Annotated in this window: 16 protein-coding genes and 1 other RNA gene; 12 read left to right on the top strand and 5 right to left on the bottom strand. The window is 64.8% G+C overall.

Annotated features, from left to right (window positions below; genetic code table 11):
- Positions 1-142: 142 nt before the first annotated feature.
- Positions 143-715: a TetR family transcriptional regulator gene (locus QRM89_RS17000; RefSeq protein ID WP_285448537.1), complete on the bottom strand. Its 573-nt coding sequence runs from the start codon at positions 713-715 to the stop codon at positions 143-145.
- A 113-nt stretch (positions 716-828) separates the two neighbouring features.
- On the opposite strand from QRM89_RS17000, the gene QRM89_RS16995 reads away from it, so the two are divergent.
- Together QRM89_RS16995 and QRM89_RS16990 are read left to right on the top strand one after the other, a co-directional pair.
- Complete coding sequence (locus tag QRM89_RS16995) at positions 829-1518, top strand: DUF1349 domain-containing protein (protein ID WP_285448536.1); 690 nt, start codon at positions 829-831, stop codon at positions 1516-1518.
- 60 nt (positions 1519-1578) lie between these two features.
- A non-coding RNA gene (locus QRM89_RS16990) (sX9 sRNA) lies at positions 1579-1653 on the top strand.
- Positions 1654-1842: 189 nt separating this feature from the next.
- On the opposite strand, the gene QRM89_RS16985 is transcribed toward QRM89_RS16990, so the two are convergent.
- The 3 genes from QRM89_RS16985 to QRM89_RS16975 all read right to left on the bottom strand — a co-directional run bounded on the left by QRM89_RS16985 (position 1843) and on the right by QRM89_RS16975 (position 4742).
- Positions 1843-3234, bottom strand: coding sequence for an alginate export family protein (locus QRM89_RS16985; protein ID WP_343237686.1), 1392 nt, complete (start codon positions 3232-3234; stop codon positions 1843-1845).
- A 6-nt stretch (positions 3235-3240) separates the two neighbouring features.
- On the bottom strand, positions 3241-4131 hold the full coding sequence (locus tag QRM89_RS16980) for a glyoxalase (protein WP_285448534.1): 891 nt from the start codon (positions 4129-4131) through the stop codon (positions 3241-3243).
- Positions 4132-4433: 302 nt separating this feature from the next.
- A complete protein-coding gene (locus QRM89_RS16975) occupies positions 4434-4742 on the bottom strand; it encodes a XapX domain-containing protein (protein ID WP_103701529.1) in 309 nt (102 codons plus the stop codon).
- 470 nt (positions 4743-5212) lie between these two features.
- Here QRM89_RS16975 and QRM89_RS16970 point away from each other — a divergent pair, with 470 nt between their 5' ends.
- Both QRM89_RS16970 and QRM89_RS16965 read left to right on the top strand, forming a co-directional pair.
- Complete coding sequence (locus tag QRM89_RS16970; RefSeq protein ID WP_285448533.1) at positions 5213-6379, top strand: DJ-1/PfpI family protein; 1167 nt, start codon at positions 5213-5215, stop codon at positions 6377-6379.
- Positions 6380-6423: 44 nt separating this feature from the next.
- On the top strand, positions 6424-7398 hold the full coding sequence (locus QRM89_RS16965; protein WP_115577074.1) for a helix-turn-helix domain-containing protein: 975 nt from the start codon (positions 6424-6426) through the stop codon (positions 7396-7398).
- On the opposite strand, the gene QRM89_RS16960 is transcribed toward QRM89_RS16965, so the two are convergent.
- Complete coding sequence (locus QRM89_RS16960) at positions 7353-8417, bottom strand: hypothetical protein (protein ID WP_285448532.1); 1065 nt, start codon at positions 8415-8417, stop codon at positions 7353-7355. The genes QRM89_RS16965 and QRM89_RS16960 overlap by 46 nt on opposite strands.
- A 621-nt stretch (positions 8418-9038) precedes the next feature.
- Between QRM89_RS16960 and tssB the strand changes: the two genes are divergently transcribed.
- The 8 genes from tssB to tssH all read left to right on the top strand — a co-directional run bounded on the left by tssB (position 9039) and on the right by tssH (position 18627).
- Complete coding sequence (gene tssB / locus QRM89_RS16955) at positions 9039-9566, top strand: type VI secretion system contractile sheath small subunit (protein WP_103701600.1); 528 nt, start codon at positions 9039-9041, stop codon at positions 9564-9566.
- On the top strand, positions 9559-11076 hold the full coding sequence (tssC, locus tag QRM89_RS16950; RefSeq protein ID WP_114998619.1) for a type VI secretion system contractile sheath large subunit: 1518 nt from the start codon (positions 9559-9561) through the stop codon (positions 11074-11076). The genes tssB and tssC overlap by 8 nt, the downstream gene beginning before the upstream one ends.
- A gap of 98 nt (positions 11077-11174) precedes the next feature.
- The gene (locus tag QRM89_RS16945; RefSeq protein WP_103701521.1) at positions 11175-11678 is read left to right on the top strand and encodes a type VI secretion system tube protein Hcp; all 504 of its coding nucleotides are present in this window, start codon (positions 11175-11177) and stop codon (positions 11676-11678) included.
- 34 nt (positions 11679-11712) lie between these two features.
- Positions 11713-12546, top strand: a complete 834-nt coding sequence (locus QRM89_RS16940; RefSeq protein ID WP_285448531.1) for a type VI secretion system accessory protein TagJ — start codon at positions 11713-11715, stop codon at positions 12544-12546.
- The gene (gene tssE, locus QRM89_RS16935; protein ID WP_103701517.1) at positions 12534-13037 is read left to right on the top strand and encodes a type VI secretion system baseplate subunit TssE; all 504 of its coding nucleotides are present in this window, start codon (positions 12534-12536) and stop codon (positions 13035-13037) included. The genes QRM89_RS16940 and tssE overlap by 13 nt, the downstream gene beginning before the upstream one ends.
- Positions 13038-13040: 3 nt before the next feature.
- The gene (gene tssF, locus QRM89_RS16930; RefSeq protein ID WP_285448530.1) at positions 13041-14918 is read left to right on the top strand and encodes a type VI secretion system baseplate subunit TssF; all 1878 of its coding nucleotides are present in this window, start codon (positions 13041-13043) and stop codon (positions 14916-14918) included.
- A complete protein-coding gene (gene tssG / locus QRM89_RS16925) occupies positions 14882-15892 on the top strand; it encodes a type VI secretion system baseplate subunit TssG (RefSeq protein WP_285448529.1) in 1011 nt (336 codons plus the stop codon). Before tssF ends, tssG begins: the two co-directional genes overlap by 37 nt.
- Before the next feature lie 32 nt (positions 15893-15924).
- Positions 15925-18627: a type VI secretion system ATPase TssH gene (gene tssH, locus QRM89_RS16920; RefSeq protein WP_285448528.1), complete on the top strand. Its 2703-nt coding sequence runs from the start codon at positions 15925-15927 to the stop codon at positions 18625-18627.
- Positions 18628-18634 lie beyond the last annotated feature (7 nt).

Raw genomic sequence — 18634 nt, 5'->3', positions numbered from 1 at the left:
TCCGGTACAGTTGCCGGAGCGCGTGGCAGCGTCATGCCGTGCAGCACGATGTGCAGCAGGCCCCGCCTGACGCTGCGGCGCGGGCGATGCGTTAGACCCACGTAGCAGAAACGCCGGGCGCTTGGCGCTGCACCACGGCGGTTTAAAGCGCAGCCAACGCCTCCACCGCGGCGCGTACGCTCTTCCTGTTCGTGCGCACTACCGAGCGGTGAATGGTGGCGCCCTCGATAAACGCATCGATGGCAGCCGAGGCCGCCTTGGAGAAATGCTGCTCCAGCGCGGTTCGGCTCCTGGCCATCCACTGCTCCATGATCGCGGTCATCTCCGGATGCCTGCGGGCAAACGCGTAGAGCTCATAACTCAGCAAGAGCACCCGCGCAGACGCGGTGCCATCGCCGAAGATGATGTTCACCACCGCATCGCACGCTTGCTCGCGTGTTGTTGCAGCGCTCACTTCCGCGGCGAAGCCATCGGACACCTCGAGCGAGAAGCGGGTGAATGCAGCAATCAGCAATTCCTGCATCGATGCGAAGTAATACGACGTCGCGGCAAGCGGCACGCCGGCTTCTTCGGCAACCTTGCGAAACGTGGTGCCGGCAACGCCGTGCTCCAGTACCACGCGCAACGCGGCCTGCTCGATGCTCTGTTTTCGGTTGGGGTCTTGACGCCAGGTTCTGCCGCTCATGCACGCGTGGGTTCGATGGAAGCACGTCATGGTAATCCAGCGTTTGACATCGAAATGGTACGGATGTACAAATTCGCAACCCGCCGTCCCGGTGCCGTGCTGGCGCCGGTGAGGGCAGCACCGTACGAGCCAGGAGCAAGCGCATGCGCGATGACAACGAGAGGAACGTGGACCATGGCCGCCGCGCGACGCTGGGCGGCATCGCTGCCGGCAGCGTGGTCCTGGCGACCGGCGCCAATGCGCAGGCCGGTGGGGTCTGGGAGACCGGCACCTGGCTCAACCCGCCCAAGGTGCACCGCGTCCTGCCCGGTGACGTGCTCGACGTGGTCACCGACAAGGGCACCGACTTCTGGCGCGAAACCCATTACGGCTTCACACGCGATAGCGGCCATTTTCTCGGGATCAAAGGGCCATCGCGCTTCACCTGCCAGCTCAGGATCCGCGGCAAGTTCGAGCAGCTCTACGACCAGGCCGGCATCATGGTGCGGGTCAACGAACGGCAATGGGTGAAGGCCGGAATCGAGCTCAGCGACGGCCGCGCCATGCTGAGCAGCGTGCTGACCGATGGCACCTCCGACTGGGCCACCGGGCCCTATGACGCCGACGCGTCCGACTTCTGGATGCGCGCAACCGTCGACAAGGGCGTGCTCCGCCTGCAGGTCTCGCGCGACGGCACGTATTGGCCGCTAGTCAGGCTCTGCCCGTTCCCGGTCGCCGACTCCTACCTCGTGGGCCCGATGACCTGCACCCCGGAACGCGAAGGGCTGCGTGTCCAGTTCTCCGATTGGACGCTTGGTCCCGTGCTGGGGAAGGATCTGCACGATCTGTCTTAGAGCAGCTATCAAAACGACTGCGCAGCCGCCAGGCGGGCGCGGCCGGTGCTCGGAATCGGCATGTACCCCCGTACACTCCGGTTCCTCCGCGCCGTCCGCACCCACCTGACGGCTGCTCGCTACGTTTCGTTAGCCGCTCTTAGTGCTCGGTGTCACTGGGTGGGCGCAGCGGAACCGCAGCCAAGCCACCCAATCGAGCAAAAAGCAGCGCTTCTTAGCACTATTAGTCGGCTTAGTGCAGACAGTATTTGCACACTTAACGACACCTAGATACCGGAACGGGCATGCGCAGGCATAGCCGAGGCCCCCGCGATGCTGACGGCGCTACCACATGAACTTCATTTCGCAGCCAATGTAGTTGCTGTCGCGGCCACCGGCGGCATGCACGGTCTCGCCGGCCTGGTAGTGGACCGCTTCGATGGCGGTCTGCAGGTGCGTGCTCAGCTTCCAATCACCACGCAACTGCAGGTAACGGCCCGTCCAGTGCGTGCCGATACCTGCTGTGCCGGCCAGTGGAATGTCCGGCTGCACGTATACCGCATCGGCGATGCTCTGGCGCCATTGCAAACCCAGTGCCGCGGTGAGGCTGAGCTGGGCGGTGGGCTTGATGGTGAGCATCGGTTTGATCACCAGCAGGTTGGTGTAGCCGGTGTAGCCGGCCAGGGTGATGTACGAGCCATTCGGGAACAGCGGGTTGAAGGTTTCAAGCTGGCCGTCGTCAGGATGCCGGTCGCCAGAGGCGGTATCGAGTTGCAGCCCAAAACGTGGCGTCAGCGTGATGTCTTGTAGCGTGTAACCGGCCTTGATGCCCAGCGCCCAGGCACGCGCACGGCTGCGGCCCACCTTGCCGCGTTGGCCCATTGCCTCCAGGTCCCAGTCCAGTGCGTGCTGCACGCCTGCAAAGCGCACATCGAGGATGTCGCGTCGCTCATCGCCAACGGCATCGAGAAAGCTGGCGTCATCCTGCTGGTAGCGCGCGTAATACAGCGATAGTTCGTCGGTGCCCAGGACGTGGCGCTCCACGCGCACGGTGTCCAGACGCAGATGCCGGTTGGAGACATCATCGAAACTGCGCGCATCGGCGTATTGCACTGGCTGGCTGACAAAGGCAATCCAGCGCCACGGGCCGGTCTCGTAGTTCATCCACACGGCATCGAAGGACTGGCGCACATTGGGGCCATCACGCAGTGACACAAACCGCTGCAGGTCGAATGCAAACTCCTGCCGTCCCACGCGTACCTTCATGTCACCCGCGCCCAGTGGCGTGATGTAAGCGACGAAGGCCATGCGCAGATCGGCGCGGTTGGCGTCGGCCGGGCCGATGCGGCGTTTGTCCACGGCGCGTACGTCTTCCAGCTGGGTAAACACCTGCCAATGCGCACCAATGCGCAGGTCTGCATGCACTTGCAGGCGATGCAACAGATAGCTGTCACTCTCGCGGCCGATGCCCAGCGCAGGGGTGTGGTTGCTTTCGAAGCGCTCGCGCAGGTTGATGCCGAACGACGCATACGCTGCGTCACCAAGCGGCACATATTTCAGCCGATCGAGCGGCTGCGTACGCAGCGCGGGATCGGCAAATGGCGACCAGTTCTCCTGCCAGCGGTTCGACTTGATGGCCGGGCGCGCAGGCATCGCGGCAGTCGCATCAATGGATGACTGTGCCCACGCATCGGTGCAGGGGCACAGCAGTAACAGCAACGTCAGGCGGAACGACATATACGATCAGGAGTGCGCATCGGCATGCAGCTCGGCGACATAGCCACCGGGAAATTCAACCATCGCCGAATGCCGGCCCGACCCCGCCACGGCAGGCACCAGCACCTTGGCACCAGAGGCGGTGGCGCGCGCAAGCGTTGCTTCCAGATCGTCCACTGCGTAGCCGGTGAGCTCGTGCCCGTACGGATAGGGCAGGTGGCCGTCGGTCACCAGTACCTGCAGTGCGCCGAAGCCGGAGCTGATTGCGATGCTGCGGTAGGTGTCACCTGGCCGGCCAATCAGTGCTGCATCCGCGTGGCGGTCATCGCGCAGCACCTTGCCATGCGAGAATAGCAGCCACGCTTTCACAAACGCATCGGCGCGATCCGGTGAGACATACACGCGGTTCTCCGGGATGGTGGCCAGCGGCGCGTAGTGCGGCGCGGTGTCGTGCCAATACAGTTGCATGGCGACGCCACCCGGCCAGGCGATCACTGCATCCATGCCAATGGGATCCTTGAACGGGGCCACCAGCACTTCCGCACCGGCCGCCCGCGCAGCGCTGACTGCTTGTTGCATATCGGTGACCAGGTAGCCCGTGCGTTCGTTGCCGAACGGGTGCGGCACCGGCGTACGAAACCCGAACAACGACACCGTGCCTGCCGGCGTCTGTACCAATTGCGAGCTGGTGCTGCTGGGGGTTGGCGTCACAGTCGCGATCACCTGACGCGTGCTTTTCCCGCCGAAGGTGGCGGTGAAGCTGCGCACGAATGCGTCCACATCGTTAGGTGCAACGTAGACGTGCGTGGTGTCGTACTGCGGGCCAACCGACACCGGCGCGGCGGCACCGGCAAGCACCGGAGTGAGCGCGCTCAGCAGCAGCGCGGCGGACAGGCTCAGGGTGAGAATCGGACGCATGGGAATTCCTTTGGGGTGAGGACGCTGCTGCTTGCCGGGGGTGTGTAATCGAAGCGGTTGCGGCGAGTGGTGGTGTATTGAGAACGCGTTCTCACGCTGTCTGCGTGTCGGCACGCTGTTCATCGCAGGAGTGCTTGTGCCGAATGGGCTTGAGCGGGGGGTAGCAGCTTCTGGCGTGTTGCGTGGATCTGCAACGACTCGGCGGGTTAACCGATGCGCTTGCGCCTTTTTTTAAGACCGCGGCAGCCGCGGCCAGATGCAGGAGGCACTGTGTGCATCAGATCGAGCTGTACGGGCCACTCTTATGTGTCGTGCTCGTCGTTACGCGTGAGTGGCGGCAATGGCGGCGCAGAAGGCAAATCCGCCGGTGCACGTTCGCCCTTGGGCAGATGGCCGAACATATGCGGCTTGACCTGATGGCCGATCCACGAGGTTTCGCTGTGGCTGCGCGTCGTCAGCTGGCGCACAAGTGGCGGCAACTGCTCGCCCACCAGGATGCCGAGCAACCCGATCAACGCAATGACCGGCGGTGCTGGCGAGCGCACGTTGAGCAGGCTATAGATCACACCGACCAGCAGGCCGGCGCCAAGCGAAAGCAGATAGGGCTTCATCGTGCGACTGCCTGTTGTGACGCACGGTCCGCGCAGGTCGGCAATGCACGGCGACTACGCGCCACCGCCAGCCACCTTGCCTGGTCGCGTGGCGAGGGGAGTGCACTGGCGGCGAGCGCGTGGCGCTGGCCCGACACATCAGACATCGTCATGGATGCGATCTCTCTGGAGGGGGAATCGCTGGGTCATGGCGTTCGGTGATGCCAGCGGTGTCGTCCATGCTGGACGTCTTGGGTCCAATCCAGAACACCGCGTTGGGGCAGGGTCCGATGACTCGATCGGGGGATGCATGTGCACACGTCGCACGGCGCGCCTCCACCATGCGTCCTGTACCGCAAGCTGGATCAGGCGACACCAGCACGCACGGCAGATCGTCATCGGCGCTTGGCAGGAAATGACGCAACAGCGGCATTGTTGCCGTGGGGCGGCGGGCAAAGAATGCGCGCAGACCACCCACCTACGGCAGCACCATGGCACATGGCATCTTTCCTGGATTCGTTCGGCACGCCGCGTTGGCTGCATGTGTGTCGCTGGCCGGGTGCGCAGGGCCGCCATCGAAGGCGACGCCACTTGCAGCAGAGACATCGGGTACCGCATCCAGCGAGGAGGCATCGATCCCCGCCTATCGCGCTCGCCCCAACCGCTCGCGCGCGGTGATTGCGGTGGTGGGGGAGAACACCGGCGTGGAGGTCAGCGACTTCCTGGTGCCTTTTGCGATCCTGTCCCGCGCCGGCACGCTGGACGTCTCCGCGGTCACCCTCGATGAGGGGCCGCTTTCCACGTTCACCGATCTTGGGCGGCCGGGGTTCCGGATCGCAACCGATACAACGGTGGCGCAGTTCGATGCGAACCATCCACAGGGGGCCGACTACATCGTAGTGCCGGCGCAGGCCTCCACGCCGCGCCTGCTTGCGTGGTTGAAGCGGCAGTCCCAGCAGGGGGCGACGATCGTCAGCATCTGCAACGGTGCCCTTGTCGCCGCGCAGACGGGGATGTTCGACGGGCGGCGCGCCACGGCGCATTGGTCTACCGGCGCAACGCGGACACAGCGGTACCCGGCAATCCGCTGGACGCCGAACCGATGCTACGTTGCCGATGGCAACTGGATATCGACCGCAGGCGTCAGCGCCGCCATTCCCGCCTCCATCGCGCTTGTGGAGGCCATCAGCGGCACTGAAAAGGCGCGCGACGTTGCCCAGCGCGTCGGTGCCATCGCGTGGTCGGCGAAGCACGACAGCGATGCCTTTGCACCGCGGTTGGGCACGACGGCGGTGCCCCTGGCAAACGTGCTGTACATCAATCGGTGGTTGCACGGCCGCGATCAGATCGACGTGCTTGGGGTGACGGGAATCGATGAAGGCACGCTTGCGTTGACGATCGATGCCTACTCGACAACGGGCCGTAGCCAGGCGTATCTGGTGTCTGCCACTGGCGAACCCTTTGTGACACGTCACGGACTGCGCATCCTGCCCGATCGCGCGCACACGGCGGGGACTGCCGCTGCGTTGCTGCTCGCCGCCGATCTGGCGCCGGTGATGGCGCTGGAGAGTGCGCTCGATGGCATCATGCAGCGATACGGCCGCGCGACGGCCAAGGGCGTCGCGCTGGCGTTCGAATACCCCGATTTCCCGCGTTGAATGCACGAGGCGCCCATGTCCGACTCTTCTCATCGCGTCACGTTGTGCTGCTCGCCCACGACCAAATGAACGTGCTCGATCTCACCGGGCCGGTCCAGGCGCTGCACACCGCCAACCAGTGCAGGCCGCTGGCCGACGGGAGGCTGCGCTATGCGATGACCGTGGCATCCGAGCACGGCGGTCTGGTAACCACCAGCGCCGGGCTGCAGGTCATGTCTGTGGCGCTGGCGAGCCTGCAGGGCACCCCGATCGATACGCTGATGGCACCGGGCGGGTGCCGCGGCGACGTGTACCAGGCGTCTGCGGGACTGGTGGCATGGGTGGCGGCGCGCGGCCCGACCGTGCGCCGCTTGTGCTCGATCTGCACAGGCGCGTTCCTGCTGGCCGCTGCGGAGCAGTTGGAAGGGCGGCGCGCCGCAACACACTGGGACTGGGCAGCGCGGCTATCGAATCTGCACCCCGGCGTACAGGTCGATGCCGACCGGATTTTCGTTCGCGATGGCAACGTGTGGTCCTCTGCAGGTGTCACGGCCGGCATCGACCTGACGCTTGCATTGATCGAGGACGATCACGGACACCGCCTCGCCATCGATGTGGCCAGACAGCTGGTCGTGTTCGTCAAGCGCTCGGGTGGGCAGTCGCAGTTCAGTGCGCCGCTGTCGGCGCAGGCCAGCACCGGCGGCGATTTCGCAGACTTGCATGGCTGGATGGCGGCCCATCTGCATGAGGATCTGCGGGTGGACGCGCTGGCCGGCCGCATGAACATGTCGCCGCGCACCTTCGCTCGCGTCTACCGCAGCAAGTGTGGCGTCACGCCGGCCAGGGCAGTGGAAACGCTGCGCCTGGAAGCGGCACGTCGCCTGCTGGAGTCCGGTACGTTGCCGATCAAGCGCATTGCGGCGCTGACCGGTCTGTCCGACGAACAGACCCTGCGTCGCGCCTTCCTGCGCTTGCTGGGTGTGGCACCGGGCGATTACCGCGAGCGCTTCCGTAGCAGCAGCTCCGTCCCATCGGCCTGATTGCCGAAGGCGGCGGCGCCATCGATGGTGCAGTGTGTTGCTTCTAGCGTGATGCCGTTGCGGAAGGTTTGGCTACATTCGCGCGTGGCCAAACATGGCTTTAAATGCGCGGCTGAAGCCTGCTTCCGAATCGTACAAGATGACTCGGAGCACGGCGGCTGCGCTACTTCCATGAGAATCGCGTTTGCCTTGTCCATGCGCGCCCTGACCTGTGGCGAGGCGAGCGGGTCGACCCGCGCAACAACATCGCCGGAGCTGTCGCGTATCCAGACCGTCAATGTGACATCGGCACGCCTCGATAGCTCTCGCCAGGCGACGAGTTCTGCAAAATCCTCTCCTGCCGACGCGGTGGAATACAAGGAAACGAAAGAGGACTCGGCCAGAGCCCCGTAAAGCGCCGGCGCCTCTGACAAGGGCCGGGAAGGTTTGCGCCGGTAGACAGAGTGGGCAAGCGGGCCACGATCGAGCGGTGCGGCCAAGCTGCGATAGTCCGCCCACATCTCGCGGAAAGGGCCACCGTCGGCGGTGATCTTCAATGTGCGGTCGACGACATGGGTTGCTTCGTGCAGTAGCAGATACTCCAGCGCCGGAAGCGCCCCTGCATCCAGCTGGAGACGATATCCCGACGCATCTGCCGTGAACAGCCGCGCATCCTTGCCGGTTAGAAAGTCGCTGAGCGAGGTTTCGAGAACATCTCCACGCACGGTGATATCGAACAGCGGTTTGCCATCGGCGCCGTCGTACTCGCGCGTCAATGCCGTACCAGGGCTCCAGGGCGTATCGACGAAGCTCAATCGCGCCAGCCGCCGTTGCAGGATCTGCCGATGCAAGGCAGGTAAGGCGTTGAACGCGCGTTCGACCAAGGCCCACTCGCGCTCGCTTAGCTGATGCACCTGTGCGCGTTGATTGGGGCCGGAAAAGGCGCTCAGGCTCTCGGCATGCGCAGGCTGGACGCGCGCGCGCAACGGCGTGCTGGACAGAGCGATTTCCGATTTCGGTGGCGTAGCGGAGACTGGCACGCACGCGCCAGCCCACCCCGCATTCGTACACATCAAGGCCGCCGCCAGCAGGCACGTTGCTAGTGGGCGAGGCGTGGATCTTGGCAAATGAATCATGGGGAGGCACCGGACGGAAACAACGCCGAAGACGTGCGTGGCGACACGTGATGTGCTGCGCGTAAATCGTAAACGAGCCGGCACGCCGTTTGATCGTATGGCACCTATACGCGCAACCGCATGGCGGCCGTGCTCTCACTCTGGCGATGTGCATCGCCGGTCTTGCTGTCCATCCCCACATTCGGATGCACGCTGGCAAGAGTCGGGGGCTGCATGGCGATCCGCCTCTGCGCCCCATGGAGAGCGATGCGATCGCAACGTGCCGGTTGCTCTCGTAGCTTGACTCAACGCGCGGCGGACCAGCCCCAAATCACCGGCCGCACAGATGACGCAAGCGCGCTCGAGCGTGCCGTCGGCCTACGCCGCTGCCGTCACTGGATCCTGCGGCCACGCCCATCACGCACATCCATACCTGCCATCCCGGTGTTCGATTTCACCGCGCAGGCGGCAGCGCACACGATGCGCATCCGGTGCAAGGGATACGCCTTTGCCACACGGCCGCTGCGACCGCAGCGCCCAGCAACCATGCAGATCATCGGAGGCCGCATGTCCGTTCGCAGCAGCAGTCAGAAGTTCATTGCCAGGAATCGTGCGCCACGCGTGCAGATCGAATACGACGTCGAGATCTACGGCTCGCAAAAGAAAGTGCAGGTGCCGTTCGTCATGGGTGTGTTGTCGGATCTGTCCGGCGCCAATACCGAAAACCTGCCGGCGCTGGAAGCACGCGAGGCGATGGAGATCGATGTCGACAATTTCGACAGCCGGCTGCGCGCCATGCAGCCGCGAGTGGCAATGAGCGTTGCCAATACCCTCACCGGCAGCGGCGCGTTGCCTGTCGATATCACCTTCGACAGCCTGGACGATTTTTCGCCAACCGCCGTGGTGAAGAAGGTGGCACCGCTGGCCGAGCTGCTGGAAGCGCGTACCCAGCTGGCCAATCTAGGCACTTACCTCGATGGCAAGGCCGGTGCCGAGCGCCTGATCGCCGATGCGATCAAGGATCCCACCCTGCTGCGCTCGCTGGTCGCGGCCCCCAAGTCGACGGATGAGTAACCCCATGGCGACCCGAAACCTTTCCGCTGCCCAAGACCTTGCCGACACCCAGCCGCAGACCACCCAGTCCGACGACTTTGCGGCCCTGTTGACACGCGAATTCCGCCCGCGTAGCGAACGCGCCGGAGAAGAAGTGCGGCTGGCTGTGCGCACCCTGGCCGAGCAGGTGCTGGAGCGCAGCGACATCATCAGCGACGACGTTGCGCAAACGATCAATGCCTACGTGGCCGAAATCGACCGCAAGATCACCGAGCAACTCAACCTCATCCTGCACGCTCCGCAGTTCCAGGCGCTGGAGGGCGCGTGGCGCGGTTTGCATTATCTGGTCAGCAATACCGAATCTGACATGCAGTTGAAGATCCGCGTGCTCAACGTGTCCAAGAAGGAACTCGCCAAGAACCTCAAGCGGTTCAAGGGCACCGTCTGGGACCAGAGCCCGGTGTTCAAGAAGATCTACGAGGCCGAATACGGCCAGCTTGGCGGCGAACCCTACGGCTGCCTGATCGGCGATTACCACTTCGACCATAGCCCGCAGGACGTCGACATGCTGCGCGGCATCAGCCAGATCGCCGCAGCCTCGCACGCTCCCTTCATCGCCGCTGCGGGTCCCGGCCTGATGGGCATGGAAAGCTGGAGCGAGCTGTCGAACCCGCGCGATCTGTCCAAGATTTTTTCAACGCCCGATTACGCGGCATGGCGTTCGTTGCGCCAGAGCGAGGATGCCAAATACCTGGCGCTCGCGATGCCACGTACGTTGGCGAGGCTGCCCTACGGGGCCAAGACCGATCCGGTGGAGGCGTTCGGTTTCGAAGAGGACACCCGGGGCGCCGATTCGTCACGCTACACCTGGCAGAACGCAGCCTATGCGATGGCGGTCAACATCAACCGCTCGTTCAAGCAGTACGGCTGGTGCACCCGCATTCGCGGCGTCGAGTCGGGCGGGGCAGTGGAGGGGCTACCGACGCATACCTTCCCGGCCGACGACGGCGGTATCGACATGAAGTGCCCGACCGAGGTCGCCATTACCGACCGCCGCTCGGCCGAACTCGACAAGATGGGCCTGATGCCGCTGGTGCATCGCAAGAACACCGACATGGCGGCCTTCATCAGCGCGCAGTCGTTGGGCAAGCCCGAGGAATACGACGACCCGGACGCCACCGCCAATGCGGCGCTGAGCGCACGCCTGCCGTACATGTTCGCCTGCTGCCGCTTCGCGCATTACCTGAAGTGCATCGTGCGCGACAAGGTCGGCTCGTTCAGTACGCGGCAGCAGATGCAGAGTTGGTTGACCGACTGGGTGATGAACTACGTCGATGGCGACCCGGCCAACTCCAGCGAGGAAACCAAGGCGCGCAAGCCTTTGGCTGCTGCCGAGGTGGTGGTCGAAGAGGTCGAGGGCAACCCCGGCTACTACACCTCCAAGTTTTTCCTGCGCCCGCACTACCAGCTCGAAGGCCTGACGGTATCGCTGCGTCTGGTCTCGCGCTTGCCGTCGGCGCAGGCCGCCTGATCGGCCACGGGCCTCGCACTCAAGCACTCACGACCTGCGGCTGACAAGGCTGCGGGATCGGCTCCCCTTTCCGCACCACCCATCACTGGAGAAGTTCCATGGCTTTCGATATGCATCTCAAATTCGGATCGGGCGACGTCGAGATCAAGGGCGCGTCCAATCATTCCAAGCACAAGGACGAAGTGCCGATCATTGCCTGGTCCTGGGGCACCAGCAACACCGGCAACCTGCATACCGGCGCCGGTTATGCGGCCGGCGGCAAGGCCAACGTGCAGGATATTTCCATCACCAAATACGTCGACAGTTGCTCCAACGCTTTGCTCAATGCGTGTTGCACGGGCGCGCGCGTGGATTCGGCCACGCTGTATGTCACCAACGCCACCGGCGAGCAGACCGACTACGTGACGCTTGAGCTGAGCGAGGGCGTGATGATCACCTCCGTGTCCACAGGCGGCAGCGGCGGCGAAGACCGTCTGACCGAAAACGTGACTCTGCATTTCGGCAAGTTCAAGTATTCGTTCCAGCCTCAGGACGACAAGGGCAAGAAGCAGGGCGGTACCAAGGATTTCACTTTCAACATGCAGGAAGTGAAGAAGTCCTGAGCCCACGCATCCCCCGACCGGAGCGCCACTGCCGATGTCTACCCTCCATCCCGAACATGCCTGCGTCCGCCTGCTCAAGGCGGGCAACCCCACGCAATCGTTGGCCACCGCCAAGGACTGGGTGCGGCAGTGCCCGGCCGATGCCGACGCGCGCATCGGGTTGTTCCAACTGCTGGCCGTGGCGGGGGAGTGGCAGCGGGCGAAACAGCAGGTGCAGCTGGCCGCAGCGTTGGACCAGGGCTGGGGCGGGGTAGCCGGTGCATATGTGCGCATCATCGACGCCGAACTGGAACGCGAGCAGGTGCTGGCCGGCCGGATGATGCCACTGATGCCCGGCCAGGTACCGCCGTGGCAGCACGATCTGCTGCAGGCATTGCAGCATGATCGCGACGGTGAGCCAGGGCAGGCGGCACGACGGCGTGCCCTGGCGCTTGCACAGGCCGACGCGATCGCGGGCCACGTCGATGGCCAGCGTTTCGACTGGCTAGCGGACGCAGACCCGCGGTTTGGCCCCTGTCTGGAGGTCATCCTCGAAGCGGGCAACGCCTGGGTGCCGTTTGCCCAACTGCGCAGCCTGCGCTTGGAGGCTCCCACCAGCTTGCGCGACCTGCTCTGGCAGGCCGTGGAGATCGAATGGCGCAACGGCACGCACAGCCCTGGCGTGGTGCCGTGCCGTTACCCCGGCAGCCAGCACAGCGAGGACGGCGCGATCCGCCTCGGCCAGCGCACCGCCTGGGAGGGCGAAGACCTGTCTGCGTGCGGTCTTGGGCAGCGCCTGCTGGCCGGCAGCGAGGACGACTACGCAGTACTCGACATCCGCCACCTTCAATTCGATACCGCCCCGGTGGAAGCATCATGGCCGAACTGACCCAACAAGAGCGCTTGCAGCCCTCGCTGCTCGACCGATTGATCGATGACCGCCGGCATGAGCTGGCGGAAAGCCGCGACGCGCGGGCGATCAGTCCGGCCAAGCTGCGCGATTGCGTCATGCGCGATTTGGCCTGGCTGCTCAATTGCACCCGCCACTGGCACGAGGACGCGCTGCAGGCGTACCCGCATGTCGCCAGTTCGGTGCTCAACTATGGCATTCCTGACCTGGCCGGCGCACGGCTGGCGGGGCTGGACGTGATCGAACTGCAAAACCGCATTCGTGCGGCGATCGTGGCCTTCGAGCCGCGGCTGGCTGCGGCCAGCCTGCAGGTCACCGCGAAAGTGGACGCCGGTCGCATGGATCGCATGTCGCTGTCGTTCGTCATCGACTCCGAACTGTGGGCACAGCCACTGCCGCTGGCGCTGTATCTGCGCACCGATCTCGATCTGGAAACCGGTCGCTTCAACCTGTCGTCTGGGACCCACTGACTCATGGACCCGCGCCTGCTCCATCACTACAACCGCGAGTTGCAGCACGTGCGCGAGATGGGTGCGGAGTTTGCGCAGGCGTATCCGAAGGTGGCCGGCCGGCTCGGGATGAGCGGCATCGACTGCGCCGACCCGTATGTCGAACGCCTGCTGGAAGGATTCGCGTTCCTGTCCGCGCGCGTGCAGCTGGAGCTGGAAGCCCAGCAGCCGGTGTTCGCCCAGCACCTGATGGAAATGCTCTATCCGCACTTCCTGTCGCCGGTGCCGTCGATGGCCGTGGTGGAGCTGCAACCGGAGCAGGGCGAGGGCATCGGGCCAGCGGGGCATGTGGTACCGCGTGGCAGCGCGCTGCGCTCGTTGATCGGGCATGGCGACCGTACTGCCTGCGAATATCGGACCGCGCACGCGGTGACGCTGTTGCCCCTGCGCCTGACCGCTGCCAGCTACCTGGCCTCGCCGGCAGCGCTGGCCACGCTCGGCGTGCCGGTCGAGCCGCGCGCACGCGCCGGCCTGCGCCTGGTCTTCAACGTGCACGCCGGTCTGCGCCTGGACATGCTGGCGCTGGACACGTTGCCGATCTTCATGACGGGTGCCGACGGACTGGCCGGCACCCTCTACGAACAACTGCATGCCAATGCGCTGGGATTCATGGTGCGTGCCCATTCTGCCGATGGGCAGGTGCTCACGCACTCGTTTGGCCCTGAGCATCTGCAGCCGCAGGGCTTCGACGACGCGCAAGCACTGCTGCCGCGTAGCGAACGCTCGTTCAGCGGCTACCGCCTGCTGCAGGAATACTTTGCCTGTCCCGAGCGTTTCCTGTTCGCCGCCTTCGATGGCCTGGCGCAGGTGCTGACGCGCGCGGCGTGCGCCGAGTTCGAGATTCTGGTGTGGTTGGATCGCAGCGTCGAGCGGCTCGACAATGCGGTGGATGCGAGCAACTTCCGCCTGCATTGCACCCCGGCGATCAATCTGTTTCCCAGGCGTGGTGATCGCATCCACCTGCATCCCGGTCTCTCCGAGCATCACGTGCTGGCCGACCGCACGCGGCCGATGGATTTCGAGATCCATGGCGTGGAGCAGGTCGAAGGCTTCGGAGATGCTAATGCGCCGATGCAACGCTTCGAGCCGTTCTATGGCGCGCAGCCGCGCAGCTGGCATGAGCGGCGCTCGGCGTTCTATGCCCTGCGACGACAGCCGCGGCGGCTGTCGTCGGGCCAACGCCGCACCGGCCCGCGCTCGAGCTATGTCGGCAGCGAGGTGTTCCTGTCGCTGGTCGATGGCGACCAGGCGCCATATCCGCACGAACTGCGGCAACTGGGCATGCAGCTGTGGTGCAGCAATCGCGATCTGCCGCTGCATATGCCTGTCGGCAAGTCCAGCACCGACTTCGTGCTCGACGACGGCGGCCCGGTGGCGGCGATCCGTTGCGTGGCCGGCCCAACGCGACCGCGCTCGGGCGTGACCGCCGGCGATACGCGCTGGCGCCTGATCAGCCATCTGCAATTGAACTATCTCTCGCTGCTGGATGCCGGCGACGACGGCGCCACTGCATTGCGCGAGATGCTCACGCTATACCACGACCCGCACGATGCCGCAGCGCGGCGACAGGTGGACGGCGTGCGTCGCATCGCCTCGCGCCCGATCGTGCGGCGTATCCCGCTGCCTGGCCCGGCCACCTACGGCCGTGGACTCGAGATCACCCTGACCTGCGACGACGCTGCCTTTGAAGGGCAGGGCGTCTATCTGCTGGCCTCGGTGCTGCGGCATGTCTTCGCCCGGCAGGCATCGCTCAATTCCTTTACCGAAACCGTGCTGTGCACGCTCGAACGCAACGAGGTCGCCCGATGGCCAGCCCATCTCGGCAATCGGCCGATCCTGTAGCGCTGCTGGCGCGGCTGGATGCGCAACCGCAGGACTTCGAGCTGTTCGAAGCGTTGCGGCGGCTGGAGTGCGCGCATCCGGCACAACCGCGACTGGGCCAGGCAGCACGCCCGCTGGAGGAGCCCGTGCGCCTGGCCCAGCGCGCCTCGCTGGAATTTCCTCCGCGCGACATCGACAGCCTGCATGCCGGTGTGGACGGTCGACCGCCAATACTGCGCACGCTGTCGCTGGGTTTGTTTGGCCCGCATGGTGCGTTGCCGCTGCACCTGACCGAACATGCGATCGAACGCGAGGGCGCCGGCGACCCGACCTTTGCCGCCTTCGCCGACATTTTTCACCATCGCATGCTTACCTTGTGGTATCGCGCCTGGGCCGATGCGCGTCCTACCGTGCAGATGGACCGCCCGGGCGATGACCGCTTCGGCGCGCGGCTGGATGCATTAACGGGTATGGATCAACCCGCGCTGCATGGTCGCGATGCGATGCCGGTGGCTGCACGACGCCACTTCGCCGGCCGCTTCGTTGCCCAGGCGCGCAATGCGGAAGGTCTGCGCGCCGTGTTGATCGGCTTGTTCGACATCCCCGTGCAGGTGCAGGAGTTCATTGCCAACTGGCTGCCGTTACCCGAGGACGGACGGCTGCGGATGGGCCGTGCCGCCGCGCGCATCGGGCGTGACGCCACGCTCGGCGCGTCGGCGCGCAATGCGCAGCATCGCTTCCGTTTGCGTCTTGGGCCGCTGGATATCGCCCGCTATCGCGAGTTCCTGCCCGGTAGCCACGCGCTGGCCATGCTCACCGCCGCCGTGCGCGGCTACATCGGCGACGAGCAGGCCTGGGACCTACAGCTGGTGCTGGCGCGCGAAGACGTGCCGTTGCCGGTGCTGGGGCAGGGCCAGCGTATCGGTCTGTCGCTCTGGCTCGGCCACTATCGCCGCCCGCTCGACGCCGACCAGCTCGTGCTTGCGTCGCCCTGATTCATTTCTCAGTTCCCACTTCTGGAGTTTCCATGGCAGACATCAGTCGCGCCGCCTTGTTCGGCAAGCTCAACAAAACCACCTATCGCGGTATCGAGTCGGCCACCACGTTCTGCAGGCTGCGTGGCGACCGCGAGGTGGAACTGGTGCATTGGCTGCATCAGCTGCTGCAGGCGCAGGACGGCGACTTGCATCGCATCGTGCGTCATTTTTCTCTCGATACCTCGCGACTTGCGCAGGATCTGATCGCGGCGCTCGATCGACTGCCGCGCGGCGGCGGTGGGTACTTTGATCTATCGGCCAGCGTGGAGGAGGCAGTGGAACGCGCCTGGGTGCACTGTACGTTGCGTTACGGGCGGCAGCGTATCCGTGGCGGCGATCTGTTGGTGGCCATTTTGCATACACGCAGCCTGCGTAACGGATTGCTTGCGATGTCGAATGAGTTCGCCAAGCTGCGCGCGGAGGCACTGGTCGAAGACCTGCAGGACATCATCGCCGGTTCGTCGGAGGATGACGCCACCGAGGTCGCTATGGCAGGCGCTCCCGCCGGACCAACCGCCGTGGGTGGTGGCGCTGCGCTTGCGCTCTATACGGTCGACCTCACCGCGCAGGCGCGCGAGGGCAAGCTGGACCCGATCGTCGGCCGCGACGACGAGATCCGCCAGGTGGTCGACATCCTGATGCGCCGCCGCCAGAACAACCCGATCTTGGTCGGCGAAGCCGGCGTCGGCAAGACCGCGGTGGTCGAAGGTTTCGCACAACGCATCGCACGCGGCGACGTACCGCCCGCGCTGAAGGACGTGCAACTACGCACGCTGGATGTTGGTCTATTGCAGGCTGGTGCCAGCATGAAGGGCGAATTCGAACAGCGCCTGCGCGCAGTCATCGACGAAGTACAGGCCAGCCCCAAGCCGATCATCCTGTTCGTCGATGAAACCCACACCCTGGTCGGCGCCGGTGGCACGGCCGGCACCGGCGATGCGGCCAACCTGCTCAAGCCCGCGTTGGCGCGCGGCACCTTGCGCACCGTAGGCGCGACCACGTTTGCCGAGTACAAGAAGTACATCGAAAAAGACCCTGCGCTGACGCGGCGCTTCCAGGCCGTGCAGGTGGACGAGCCGGACGAGGCCAAGGCCGTGCGCATGATGCGTGGTGTTGCCTCGATGATGGAGCAGCACCACCGCGTGCAGATCCTAGACGAAGCGCTGGAAGCGGCGGTCAAGCTCAGCCATCGCTATATCCCCGCACGTCAACTGCCGGACAAATCGGTGAGCCTGCTCGATACCGCGTGCGCCCGCGTGGCGGTGAGCCTGCACGCTACCCCGGCCGAAGTGGACGACAGCCGCCGCCGCATCGAATCGCTGGACACCGAGCACGCCATCATCGAACGCGAACGTGCGATCGGCATCGTGGTGGATGAGCGCGCTGCCGCGTGCGCCGGCCTCCTGGAACGCGAGCACGGTCGCCTGCGCCAACTGGAGAAGCGCTGGGTTGCCGAGAAGACTTTGGTAGACCAGCTGTTGTCGCTGCGCGCCCAACTACGAGGCGGCAACGCTCCGGTTGAAGGTACTGGAAGTGCGTTGGAAGCTGACGCCGAACACATCGCGTCCGGCAGAACTGCCGTGCTCGAAACACCAGTACAGGTGGATCGCGACACGCTGTTGGCACGTCTGCAACTGGTGCAGGCGGAACTGGCCGCCCTGCAAGGCGAATCGCCGTTGATCCTGCCCACCGTCGATTACCAGGCGGTCGCCGCGGTGGTCGCCGACTGGACCGGTATCCCGGTCGGGCGCATGGCGCGCAACGAAATCGACACCGTGCTGCGCTTACCCGAGTTACTGGCCAAGCGCGTGATCGGGCAGGACCACGCTATGGAGATGATCGCCAAGCGCATCCAGACCAGCCGCGCCGGCCTGGACAACCCTGACAAACCGATCGGCGTGTTCCTGCTGGCCGGCACCTCCGGCGTGGGTAAGACCGAAACCGCACTCGCCCTGGCCGAAACGCTGTACGGCGGCGAACAAAACCTGATCACCATCAATATGAGCGAATACCAGGAGGCCCACACCGTCTCCTCGCTCAAGGGTGCACCCCCGGGTTATGTGGGTTACGGCGAAGGCGGTGTGCTGACCGAAGCGATGCGCCGCAAACCCTACTCGGTGCTGTTGCTGGACGAAGTCGAGAAGGCGCACTCGGACGTACACGAACTGTTCTTCCAGGTCTTCGACAAGGGCTGGATGGAAGACGGCGAAGGCCGCCGCATCGACTTCCGCAACACCTTGATCATCCTCACCAGCAACGCCGGCACCGACCTCATCGCCAGCCTGTGCAAGGACCCGGAACTAATGCCGGACCCGGACGGTATGGCCAAGGCATTGCGCGAGCCGTTGTTGAAGGTATTTCCGCCGGCATTGCTCGGGCGGCTGGTTGCGATTCCGTATTACCCGCTCAGTAACGCCATGCTCGGCCAGATCGTGCGACTGCAGTTGAACCGCATCAAGAAGCGCATCGAGGAGCGCTACAAGATTCCGTTCGACTACGACGACTCGGTGGTGGAGTTGGTGGTGAACCGCTGCACCGAGAGCGAGTCGGGCGGGCGGATGATCGATGCGATTTTGACGAATTCGATGTTGCCGGAGATCAGTCGGGAGTTTCTCACTCGGGTGATCGATGGCAAAAAAATCAACCATGCGCGCGCATCGGCCCTGGCTGACGGCTTTTTCTACGAATTCTGAGGGCAGA

This window comes from Xanthomonas sp. LMC-A-07 (assembly GCF_030208825.1).
Lineage (GTDB): Bacteria > Pseudomonadota > Gammaproteobacteria > Xanthomonadales > Xanthomonadaceae > Xanthomonas > Xanthomonas campestris.
The sequence above is the reverse complement of the archived record's forward strand: the minus strand, read 5'-3'. Positions and strand labels throughout refer to the sequence as shown.